The following is a 12,760-nucleotide window of genomic DNA, read 5'->3' as shown; positions in this document are numbered from 1 at the left end:
TACGAGGGATGCACGCATGAATGAGGAAAAACTCCGGTACTTCCTGAAGCGGGTCACGGCCGACCTCCACGAGACGCGCCGCCGTCTTCAGGAGGTGGAGTCCGAGGAGCAGGAGCCGATCGCGATCGTCGGCATGAGCTGCCGCTACCCGGGGGGCGTGGCATCCGCCGAGGACCTGTGGCGGCTGGTGTCCGAGGGCACCGACGCCATCTCGCCCTTCCCCACCGACCGGGGCTGGGACACCGGGCGCCTCTTCGACGACGACCCCGACGGGCGTGGCACGAGCTACGTGCGGGAGGGCGGTTTCCTGCACGACGCCAACTGGTTCGACCCCGCGTTCTTCGGCATCTCACCGCGCGAGGCCCTCGCGATGGACCCGCAGCAGCGGTTGCTGCTGGAGACGTCGTGGGAGGCGTTCGAGCGCGCCGGCATCGACCCGACCACGCTGCGCGGCAGCCGTACGGGCGTGTTCACGGGCGTCATGTACCACGACTACGCCTCCCGGCTGCGGGCCCTCCCCGAGGAGGTCGAGGGTTACCTCGGCACCGGCGCGTCCAGCAGCATCGCCTCCGGCCGGGTCTCGTACACCTTCGGTCTGGAGGGCCCGGCGCTCACCGTCGACACCGCGTGCTCCTCCTCCCTCGTGACCCTGCACCTCGCCGTCCAGGCGCTGCGCGAGGGCGAGTGCACACTCGCCCTCGCGGGCGGCGTCACCGTGATGCCCACACCGGGCACCTTCACCGAGTTCAGCCGTCAGCGCGGCCTGTCCTTCGACGGCCGGTGCAAGTCCTTCGCCGACGCGGCGGACGGCACCGGCTGGGGCGAGGGCGCGGGCATGCTCCTCGTGGAGAAACTGTCGGACGCGCGGAAGAACGGCCACCCCGTGCTCGCCGTGGTCCGGGGGTCCGCCGTCAACCAGGACGGCGCCTCCAACGGTCTGACCGCCCCCAACGGCCCCTCTCAGCAGCGCGTGATCCGGCAGGCCCTCGCCGACGCCCGGCTCACCGCCGCCGAGATCGACGTGGTCGAGGCGCACGGTACGGGGACGACGCTGGGCGACCCGATCGAGGCGCAGGCGCTGCTCGCCACGTACGGCAGGGAGCACACCGCCGAGCAGCCGCTGTGGCTGGGCTCGCTCAAGTCGAACGTGGGCCACACCCAGGCCGCGGCCGGTGTCGCGGGCATCATCAAGATGGTGATGGCCATCCGTCATGGCGTGCTGCCGAAGACCCTGCACGTCGACACGCCCTCGCGGAACGTGGACTGGTCGGCCGGCGCGGTCTCCCTGCTCACCGAGGCCGTCGCCTGGCCGGAGACCGGCCGCCCGCGCCGCGCCGCCGTGTCCTCCTTCGGCATCAGCGGCACCAACGTGCACACCATCATCGAGCAGGCCCCCGAGACCCCGGGGGGTGGTTCAGGGACGGACGACGGCGAGGGCGCGGACGGTACGGACGCCGAGGCCGTCGTGCCGGTCGTGTCCGTGCCGCCGGTGGTGCCGTGGCCCGTCTCGGGCCGCACCGAAGAGGCCCTGCACGCGCAGGTCGAGCGTCTGCTGGCGCACCTGCGGGCGCACCCGGACGACCGCCCGGTGGACATCGGCTTCTCGCTGGCCACCGGCCGCGCCGCCCTGGACCACCGCGCGGTGGTCCTCGCGGCGGACCCCGCGAGTGCGGCGGGCGACCTGACCGCGCTCGCCTCCGGCACCACCACCACGCGCGTGGTGCGCGGGGAGGCCGGCTCCCGAGGCAAGCTCGCCTTCGTGTTTACGGGGCAGGGGAGTCAGCGGCTGGGTATGGGGCGTGAGTTGTACGGGGCGTACCCGGTGTTCGCGGCGGCGTTGGACGCGGTGGCGGAGCGGATGATCCTCGAACTGCCGCTGAAGGAGGTGCTGTTCGGCGAGGATGCCGAGTTGTTGAATCGTACGGAGTTCGCGCAGCCTGCGTTGTTCGCGGTGGAGGTGGCGTTGTTCCGGCTGTTCGAGTCGTGGGGTGTGCGGCCGGACTTCGTGTCCGGGCATTCGATCGGTGAGATCGCTGCTGCGCATGTGGCCGGGGTGCTGAGCCTTGAGGACGCCTGCAAGCTGGTGTCCGCGCGTGGCCGGTTGATGCAGGCGCTGCCCGAGGGCGGGGTGATGATCGCGCTCCAGGCCACCGAGGACGAGGTCACGCCGTTGCTGTCGGAGCGCGTGAGCATCGCCGCGATCAACGGGCCGCAGTCCGTCGTCATCGCGGGTGACGCGGAGGAGGCTGAGAGGATCGCCGGGTCGTTCGCCGATCGCAGGTCCAAGCGCCTCACGGTCAGTCACGCGTTCCACTCGCCGCACATGGACGGCATGCTCGACACCTTCCGTAAGGTGGCCGAGAGCCTGACCTACGAGCTGCCGAAGATATCGGTGATCTCGAATGTGAGCGGTGCTCTCGCTTCGGAGCAGTTGACGCGGCCCGAGTTCTGGGTCCGCCATGTCCGCGAGGCGGTCCGCTTCGCCGACGGCATCCGCGCCCTGGAAGCCGCGGGCGTCACCACGTACCTCGAACTCGGCCCCGACGGAGTCCTCTCCGCCATGGCCCAGAACTCCGTCGAGAGGGACGGCGCGCTCCTCGTCCCCGCCCTCCGCTCCGGCCGCCCCGAGACCGAGACCGTCATCGCCGCCCTCGGCCAGGCGCACATACGCGGCCTCGCCGCTGACTGGGCCGCGTACTTCGCCGGTACGGGTGCCGAGCGCGTGGACCTGCCGACGTACGCCTTCCAACGCGAGCACTACTGGCTGGACGCCGGGACCGCCGGCGGCGACGTGACCACGGTCGGGCTGCGCGCGGCGGACCACCCGCTGCTCGGGGCCTCCGTGGCACTGGCCGACGCCGAGGGGCTGCTCCTCACGGGCCGGCTGTCGCTGGAGACGCACCCCTGGCTGGCGGACCACGCCGTCATGGGCGCGGTGCTCCTGCCCGGCACGGCCTTCGTGGAGCTGGCGCTGCGGGCCGGCGACCAGGTCGGCTGCGACCTGGTGGACGAACTCACGCTCGCGGCCCCGCTGGTGCTGCCCGAGCACGGGGGCGTCGAACTCCAGATCGCCGTGGCCGCGCCCGACGAAGCGGGCCGTCGCGCCGTCGCCTTCCACTCCCGCCCGGACCACGCGGCCGACGACGAGCCGTGGGTGCGCAATGCCACCGGCGTCCTGGCGGAGGGCGCTCCGGCCCCGGCCTTCGACCTGGCGGCCTGGCCGCCGGCGGGGGCCGAGCGGATCGGGACCGACGGACTGTACGAGGGCCTGGCCGCGTCGGGCTTCGGCTACGGGCCTGCCTTCCAGGGGCTGCGGGCCGCCTGGCGCAAGGGCGACCAGGTGTTCGCCGAGGTCGCCCTGCCGGACGGCACCGAGCCGGGTGCCGGACACTTCACCGTGCACCCCGCGCTGCTCGACTCGGTGCTGCACGCCATCGGTCTCGGCTCCCTCGTCGAGGACACCGGCCAGGGCCGACTGCCCTTCGCCTGGAACGGCGTCGCGGTGCACGCCGTGGGCGCCGACACCCTCCGCGTACGGCTCGCCCCGGCCGGCCGCGACACGGTCGCGCTGGAGATCGCGGACGCCGACGGCGCGCCCGTCGCCTCCGTGGCGGGGCTCACCCTGCGCGCTTTCTCGCCCGATCAGCTCGCCGGCCCGGTCGGTGGTCGGGCAGATGCCCTGTACCGGGTGGAGTGGTCGGAGCCGGCCGCCGGTGGACCGGCGGTCGACGACTGGGCGATGCTCGGCACCGGCCCGCAGGCCCTCTCCGGCCTGACGACCACCGAGGCCGAGGCGCCCTCGGTGCTGGTGGTGCCGTGCGACGAGTCGGCGACCGGTGACGACCTGCCGGACGCGGTCCACTCCGCCACCGCCCGGGCCCTGGCCCTGGTGCAGGAGTGGCTGTCGGACGAGCGGTTCGCCGGCTCCCGGCTGGTCTTCCTGACCCGGGGTGCCGTCGCGGCGGTGCCGGGTGAGGACGTGACCGACCTGGTCCACGCCGGTGTGTGGGGTCTGGTGCGCTCGGCGCAGTCGGAGAACCCGGGCCGCTTCGGCCTGGTCGACCTCGACGCCGATGCCGAGCCGACCGACGTCCTGCCGCGCGTGCTCGCCTCTGGCGAGCCGGAGGTCGCGGTGCGTAAGGGTGCGCTGTTGGTGCCGCGACTGGCGCGGGCGGCCGTTGGCGACGCGGAGCCCGTGACGTCGTCCGGGACGGTCCTGGTGACGGGTGCGAGTGGTGCGCTGGGTGGTCTGTTCGCCCGGCATCTGGTGTCGGAACGTGGTGTGCGGAAGCTGTTGTTGGTCTCGCGTCGGGGTGGGGAGGCTCCTGGTGCGGTTGAACTGACGGCTGAGTTGGCCGGGTTGGGTGCGGAGGTGGTATGGGCCGCGTGTGATGTGGCTGATCGTGCGGCGCTGGCGGCACTGCTCGCCGAGCATCCGGTTTCGGGTGTGGTTCACACGGCGGGTGTTCTGGATGACGGCGTGATCGGTTCGTTGACCGCCGAGCGGGTGTCGAGGGTGTTGCGTCCGAAGGTGGATGCGGCCTGGTACCTGCACGAACTGACCGGGAATCTCGACCTGTTCGTGGTGTTCTCCTCGGCCGCCGGTGTGTTCGGTGGTGCGGGTCAGGCGAACTACGCGGCGGGCAATGTGTTCCTGGACGCTCTGGCTCAGTACCGAAGGGCGCGGGGGCTGGCGGCGACGTCGTTGGCCTGGGGTCTGTGGGCTGAGGCCTCCGGGATGGCCGACGTGCTCGACGACAGGGATGTCTCGCGCCTGGGCCGGGGCGGGGTCTCCGCGCTGGAGGCGGCGGAGGGTCTGGCGCTCTTCGACGCCGCGACGGCTTCCGGGCAGGCGCTGTTGGTGCCGGTGAGGCTCGACCTGGCCGCACTGCGCGCCCAGGTGGCGGCCGGTGGCATGGTGCCGCCACTGCTCGGCAACCTGGTGCGCACCCCGGCGCGCCGCGCGGCCCGGGGCGGCGCGGCGCCCGAGGGCAAGCTCGCCCGCACGCTTGCCGCGTTGGACGAGGCGGAGCGTCCGGCCGCCGTGCTGGAGCTGGTCCGTACGCAGGTCGCGGCCGTGCTCGGCTTCGCCGGGGCGGAGGCGGTGGAGACGGACCGCTCCTTCCGCGAGCTGGGCTTCGACTCGCTGACCGCTGTCGAGCTGCGCAACCGCATCGGCTCGGCGACGGGTGTACGGCTGCCCGCCACGCTGGTCTTCGACTACCCGACCCCGGTCGTGCTGGCCGACTTCCTGTACGGCGAACTGCTCGGCGTGGCCGACGCGGTGGCCACGCCCACCGCCGTCGCGGTCCACGACGACGAGCCGATCGCCATCGTCGCCATGGCCTGCCGCTTCCCGGGCGGTGTGACGACGCCCGACGACCTGTGGCGACTCGTGGCCGAGGGCCGGGACGCCATCTCGGACATGCCCGACGACCGGGGCTGGGATGCCGAGGGCCTCTTCGACCCGGACCCCGACCGCCCCGGCACCAGCTACAGCATGGCGGGCGGCTTCCTGCACGACGCCCACCATTTCGACCCGACGTTCTTCGGCATCTCCCCCCGCGAGGCCCTCGCCACCGACCCGCAGCAGCGGTTGCTGCTGGAGACCTCGTGGGAGGCGTTCGAGCGCGCGGGCATCGACCCGGCCGCCCTGCGCGGCAGCCGTACGGGCGTCTTCGCGGGCGTCATGTACAACGACTACGGCACGCTGCTGCACCGCGCGCCCGACGGCCTGGAGGGCTACATGGGCACCTCCAGCTCCGGCAGCGTCGCCTCGGGCCGGGTGTCGTACACCTTCGGCCTTGAGGGTCCGGCGGTCACCGTCGACACGGCCTGCTCGTCGTCCCTCGTCACGCTGCACCTCGCGGCCCAGGCGCTGCGCAGTGGCGAGTGCGACCTGGCGCTCGCGGGCGGTGTCACCGTGATGGCCACCCCCGGCACGTTCGTGGCGTTCAGCCGCCAGCGGGGCCTGGCGACCGACGGCCGGTGCAAGCCCTTCGCGGCGGCGGCCGACGGCACGGCCTGGGGCGAGGGCGTCGGCATGCTGCTCGTCGAGCGGTTGTCGGACGCGGTGCGCAATGGGCATCCGGTGTTGGCGGTGGTGCGGGGTTCGGCGGTGAATCAGGACGGTGCGTCGAACGGTCTGACGGCGCCGAACGGTCCGTCTCAACAGCGGGTGATCCGGCAGGCGTTGGCGAGTGCGGGGCTGTCGGTGTCCGAGGTGGATGTGGTGGAGGCGCACGGTACGGGGACGACGTTGGGTGATCCGATCGAGGCGCAGGCGCTGTTGGCGACGTACGGTCAGGAGCGGTCTGCTGAGCGGCCGTTGCTGCTGGGGTCGATCAAGTCGAACATGGGGCACACGCAGGCCGCGGCCGGTGTCGCGGGCATCATCAAGATGGTCCAGGCGATGCGTCACGGCGTGGTCCCCAGGACCCTGCATGTGGACGAGCCCAGCCCGCACGTGGACTGGGAGGCGGGCGCCGTGCGCCTGGTGACCGAGGCGGTCGCCTGGCCCGAGACCGGCCGGCCCCGCCGCGCGGCCGTCTCCTCCTTCGGCATCAGTGGTACGAACGCCCACACGATCATCGAGCGGCCCCCGTCCGCGTCCGCCCCGGAACAGGTCGGGGACACCACGGACCCGCTGCCGTACGTGCTGTCGGCACGGTCACCGGAGGCGCTGCGCGCCCAGGCCGCCCGGCTGCGGGCGCACCTGGAGCAGACTCCGGGGGAGCGGACCCTGGACGTGGCCCACACTCTGGCGATGCACCGTGCGGTGTTCGACCACCGCGCGGTGGTCGTGGCCGGAGACCGCGACGAACTGGTACGCGGTCTGAACGCGCTGGAGTCCGACGGCACGGCCGCCGGGGTGGTGCGCGGGGAGGCGGACTCCCGGGGCAAACTCGCCTTCCTCTTCACGGGACAGGGGAGTCAGCGACTGGGCATGGGGCGGGAGCTGTACGCCTCGCAGCCGGTGTTCGCTGCGGCGTTGGACGCGGTGGCGGAGCGGATGATCCTCGAACTGCCGCTGAAGGACGTGCTGTTCGGCGAGGATGCCGAGTTGTTGAGTCGTACGGAGTTCGCGCAGCCTGCGTTGTTCGCGGTGGAGGTTGCGTTGTTCCGGTTGTTCGAGTCGTGGGGTGTGCGGCCGGACTTCGTGTCCGGGCATTCGATCGGTGAGATCGCTGCGGCGCATGTGGCTGGGGTGCTGAGCCTCGATGATGCCTGCACGCTGGTGTCCGCGCGGGGTCGGCTGATGCAGGCGCTGCCGGAGGGCGGGGTGATGATCGCGCTCCAGGCCACGGAGGACGAGGTCACGCCGCTGCTCAACGAGCGCGTAAGCATCGCGGCGATCAACGGGCCGCAATCCCTGGTCATCGCGGGTGACGTGGACGAGGTCGAGAGGATCGCCGGATCGTTCAGCGACCGCAAGTCGAAGCGGCTCACCGTGAGCCATGCGTTCCACTCGCCGCACATGGACGGGATGCTGGACGAATTCCGCGAGGTGGCGGAGGGCTTGACCTACGAACTGCCGAAGATATCGGTGATCTCGAATGTGAGTGGTGCTCTCGCTTCGGAGCAGTTGACGCGGCCGGAGTTCTGGGTCCGTCACGTTCGTGAGGCGGTCCGTTTCGCCGACGGCATCCGCACCTTGGAGGCCGCGGACGTCACCACGTACCTCGAACTCGGCCCGGACGGCGTCCTGTCCGCCATGGCCCAGGACTGCGTCGAGAACGCAGACGCCGCTGCCCTCGCCCCCGCCCTGCGCGGTGGCCGCGACGAAGCCGAGACCGCCGTCACCGCCCTCGCCCAGGCTCACGCCCACGGCACGCGCGTCGACTGGGCCGCGTACTTCGCCGGTTCCGGCGCGCACCGCGTGGACCTGCCGACGTACGCCTTCCAGCATGAGCGGTACTGGATCGACGTGCCGCAAGGTGGTGTCGGCGACATGACCTCGGCCGGGCTCGGCGACGCCGAGCACCCCCTGCTCGGCGCGGCGGTGGAACTGCCGGACGGGGCGGGCACGGTGTTCACCGCGCGACTGTCCCTGGCCGCGCACCCGTGGCTGGCGGACCACGCCGTCGCGGGCACGGTCCTGCTGCCTGGTACGGCCTTCGTGGAGCTGGCGCTGCACGCGGGACAGCGGGTCGGCGCCGGCGTACTGGAGGAGCTGACCCTGGAGGCGCCGCTGGTGCTGCCCGAGCGGGGCGCCCGCCAGCTGCGGGTCTCCGTGACCGGGCCGGACGAGGCGGGCCGGCGGGCGCTGCACGTGCACTCGCGTCCCGAGGGCGAAGCGCAGGCCGACGGGCAGGCGGCCGACCCGTGGACCCGGCACGCCGGTGGCGCGCTGGCCTCGCCGGAACCGGCGGCGCTGCCGGACCGGCTGGAGGCCTGGCCGCCCGCGGGCGCCGAGGAGCTCGACTCGGACGACCTGTACGAGCGGTTCGCGGCCGGTGGGTTCGGCTACGGTCCGGGCTTCCGCAACCTGCGGGCGGCCTGGCGCCACGGCGAGGAGCTGTACGCGGAACTGGCCCTGGCCGAGGGCTCCGGCGCGGACGCCTTCGGGGTGCACCCGGCGCTGCTGGACGCGGCCCTGCACGGCCTGGCGCTCGGGATCGTTCCGCTCGGCGCGGAGCAGGACACGGCCGGACACGTCCGGCTGCCGTTCTCCTTCAGCGGGGTCGCCCTGCACTCGGTGGGCGCGGACGCGCTGCGGGTGCGGCTGGCTCCGGCCGGTTCGGGGGCGGTGTCCTTGACGGCCTACGACGTGCAGGGCGCACCGGTGCTGGCGGTGGAGTCGCTGCTCCTGCGGGCGCTCGACCCGGCCCGGCTCGGGGCCGCCCACGCGCCCGCGCACCACGAGTCGCTGTTCCGGCTGGACTGGCCGATCGTGTCCGCCGCGCCCGGGCGGAACGGCCGCTGGGCGGTGGTCGGGGACGACCCGATGGGCCTGGAGGCCGCGCTGCGCGGCGCCGGGCACACCGTCGACGGGTTCGCCGACGTGGGTGCCCTGGCCGGTGTGGTGGCCTCGGGCAAGCCGGTGCCGGACACCGTGCTGGTGTCGTACGCCCCGTCGGACGGCGGCGACGCGACACCGGCCGCGCACGACGCGCTGGCGCTGGTGCGCGACTGGCTCGCCGGTGACGTACCGGAGGAGGCCCGGCTGGTCGTGGTGACCCGGGGCGCGGTGGAGGCCCGACCGGGCGAGGGCGTGGCCGACGTGGCCCACGCGGCCGTGTGGGGGCTGCTGCGCTCGGCGCAGTCGGAGAACCCGGGCCGGTTCGTGCTGCTGGACCTGGACGTGTCCGCCGCCACCGATCCGGCCGAGGCCCTGGCCGCCGCCATGGCCACGGGCGAACCCCAACTCGCGGTCCGCGAAGGCGAGATGCGTGCGGCCCGGCTGGCCCGCGTACCGGCCGACCGGGAGACGGTCGCGCAGATCGCCCTCGATCCCGAAGGCACGGTCCTCGTCACCGGTGGCACCGGTGCGCTGGGCGGTCTGCTGGCCCGGCATCTCGTCGTCGAACACGGTGTACGGCACCTGCTGTTGACGAGCCGACGCGGTCCGGCCGCCGAGGGCGCGACCGAACTCGTAGCGGAGTTGCATGAGTTGGGAGCCGAGGCGACCGTGGCGGCGTGCGACGCGGCCGACCGGGACGCGCTGGCCGCGCTGCTGGCGTCCGTGCCGGCCGCGCACCCGCTGACGGCGGTCGTGCACACGGCCGGCGTGGTGGACGACGGCATGGTGGGGTCGTTGACGCCGGAACGCCTGGAGAAGGTGCTGCGGCCCAAGGCCGAGGCGGCGCTGCACCTGCACGAGCTGACCCGGGAGCTGGACCTCTCGGCGTTCGTGCTGTTCTCCTCGGCGGCCGGCACCCTCGGCAACCCCGGGCAGGCCAACTACGCCGCCGCCAACGCCTACTTGGACGCACTCGCCCAGCACCGGCGCGCGGCGGGACTGCCCGCCGTCTCGCTGGCCTGGGGTCTGTGGGAGCAGCGCAGCGCACTGACCGGGGAGTTGTCGCAGGCGGACGTGCAGCGCATGGCGCGGGCCGGGCTCGCGCCGCTCACCTCGGAGCAGGGACTGGCGCTCTTCGACACCGCCTGCGCGCTGGCCGCGCACCGTGAACGGCCGGACGCCGGGGTGTTCGTGGCGATGCGCCTGGACACGGCCCCGCTGCGCGCCCAGGCCGAGGCAGGGGCGCTGCCCCCGGTGCTGTCCGGGCTGGTACGGGGCGGACCGCGCCGTGCGGCGGCAGGGCGGACGACCGGCCCGACGGCCTCGGCCGCCGCGCGGCGACTCGCGGGCCTCGCCGGACTGCCGGAGGCCGAACAGGAGCGGATGCTGCTCGACGTGGTGCGGGCGGAGGTCGCGGCAGTGCTCGCGTACCCCTCGCCCGAGGCGGTCGGGGCCGACCAGCAGTTCCTGGAGCTGGGCCTGGACTCACTCACCGCCGTCGAGCTGCGCAACCGGCTGAACGCGGCGACCGGGCTGCGACTGCCCGCCACGCTGCTCTTCGACCATCCGACACCCGTTCTGGCCGCGGCACGGCTGCGCGCCGAACTGGGCGCGGGCGCACCGGCGGAGCGGTCCGCCGACGCGGGTGCGGCGGACGAGTCCGGGGTGTTCGGCGCGATGCTCCAGGAGGCGGGCGCGCAGGGCGCGTCCGGCCAGTTCATGGAGCTGTTGATGCAGGCGTCGCGGTTCCGGCCGTCGTTCTCCTCTGCGGCCGACCTGCGCCGTGCGCCCGCCCTGGTGCGGCTGGCCCGCGGCGGGGAGGGCGTGGAGCGGCCCGGGCTGATCTGTTTCTCGTCGATCCTGTCGATCTCGGGCCCGCACCAGTACGCGCGGTTCGCCGCGGCCTTCCGGGGCCGCCGCGACGTGCACGCGCTGAGCGCTCCCGGGTTCCTGCACGGCGAGCAGCTGCCGGTGAGTACGGACGCCGTCGTGGAGGCGCAGGCGGAGGCGGTGCTGAGGCACACGGACGGCAGGCCGTTCGTGCTGCTCGGCCACTCCTCCGGCGGCATGCTGGCGCACGCGGTCACCTCCCGGCTGGAGGACGCGGGCGTGTTCCCGCAGGCCGTGGTGCTGATCGACATCTACTCGCACGACGACGACGCGATCGTGGGCATCCAGCCGGGCCTGTCCGCGGGCATGGACGAGCGGCAGGACAGCTACGTGCCGGTCGACGACGAGCGGTTGCTCGCCATGGGCGCGTACTTCCGGCTCTTCGGCGGGTGGAAGCCGACGGCGGTCAAGACGCCGACGCTGCTCCTGCGGGCCGGTGAGCCGTTCTTCGACTGGCGTCGGGGTTCGGACGGTGACTGGCGCTCGTACTGGGATCTCGACCACACGGCGGCCGATGTACCGGGGAACCACTTCACGATGATGGAGGAGCACGCGGGGAAGACGGCAGGGGCGGTCGAGTCCTGGCTCGACACCTCCCGCTGAGGACCCGAGGGGCGGCACCACCGGCACCCCGCCGGCGGTGCCGCCCTTTCCGTCCTTCGCGGGGCGCCGTCCGCGGGGCGCCGCCCCTGCACCCCGGGCCCCCACGTCCCCACGCGAGGTGCCGGGAGCGTGGGCCGGGGCCCGCGTACGACTGAGGCCCGGGCCGGGCGGAAGAACCGCTCGGCCCGGGCCCCGGTGTGTGATCAGGACGCGATGCGCCGCCCCGGCCGCTCCCTCTCCCGCTTCTTGGGCAGCCCCACGGTCCGCACCGTGAACGAGGAGCGCGTGAGGTCGAGCCGGTGGAACAGGTTGTCCGGCCCGGTCACGCACACCGTGCCCACGTCCAGCCCCGTGAGGGTCTCCACGACGCTGGGCCAGTGGATCGGCCGGTCGAACGTGTCCAGCATCATCGAGCGCAGCTCCGCCGCCGTCCGCACCACGCTTCCGTCGTGGTCGGAGACCACGGGAAGGGCCGGGTCGGCCAGTTCGTACCGGGCGAAGACCTCCTCCTCGGCTTTGCGCCGCAGCGCGGAGAACGAGGCCGCGTGCACCGGCGGGCGCATCGAGTACATGGAGTACCCGCCGGCCGCGCTGATGCGCGCCTTGAACGCGTCGAGGTCCCGCTCGCGCACGGACACCATGTGGAAGGCCTCGTCGAGTCGGCCGGAGAAGTCGTACCAGGTGCCGCGCGCGTCGAAGTCGGCGAGGATCTCCGCCAGTTGCTCCTGCGGGGTGCGCACGAAGGAGTGGGTGACCACGTCCGGGTGGGAGGTGGCGAAGAACTCCTCCTCGCAGCACGCCAGTTCGGCCGTGAGCCGGACGACGTCGGCGAAGGACAGCGCGCCGGACCAGGCCGCCGCGGCCTTCTGGCCGAAACTGGGGCCGGTGATCACGGTGGGGGAGAGGCCGAGTTCGGCGACGGCCCGGTCGGCCATCGCCAGGGAGTTGACCAGGAAGGCGATCTGCGAGTGGACGGAGTAGTCCTCCTCGGAGTCGCGGAAGCGGTCGAAGACCGAGTGGCCGAGGGCCTCGTCGGCCTGGGCGAGCCGTTCGCGGGCGTACGGGTCGAGCAGGAGGAACTTGCCGACCTCCGCGAAGGCGGAGGGGCCCATGCCGGGGAACACGATCGCCGTCCCGGTCCGGTCCGGTGCGGCGGTGTGGGTCATCATGCTGGAACGCCTCTGCTGGTAGGGGTGGTTCGTCGAGGGAGAGTCGTCGGGGACAGGCGCGGCCCCGCTTCCGGACCGGCGGGCGCAGGTCCGGACACGGGGCCGGGAGGGGCGAGGGATGAGGGGGAGCGGCGGG

2 protein-coding genes are annotated in these 12,760 nt (G+C 73.3%); one reads left to right on the top strand and one right to left on the bottom strand.

The genetic code is table 11. The annotated features are described in order from the left end of the window. Positions 1-16: 16 nt before the first annotated feature. On the top strand, positions 17-11,455 hold the full coding sequence (locus tag ACZ6KY_RS27010; protein ID WP_469312879.1) for a type I polyketide synthase: 11,439 nt from the start codon (positions 17-19) through the stop codon (positions 11,453-11,455). Positions 11,456-11,658: 203 nt separating this feature from the next. On the opposite strand, the gene ACZ6KY_RS27005 is transcribed toward ACZ6KY_RS27010, so the two are convergent. After that, on the bottom strand, positions 11,659-12,624 hold the full coding sequence (locus tag ACZ6KY_RS27005) for an ACP S-malonyltransferase (protein WP_469312878.1): 966 nt from the start codon (positions 12,622-12,624) through the stop codon (positions 11,659-11,661). Positions 12,625-12,760: the final 136 nt, after the last annotated feature.

This window comes from Streptomyces sp. NPDC042002 (assembly GCF_055588305.1).
This window is presented reverse-complemented; position numbering and strand designations above follow the sequence as displayed.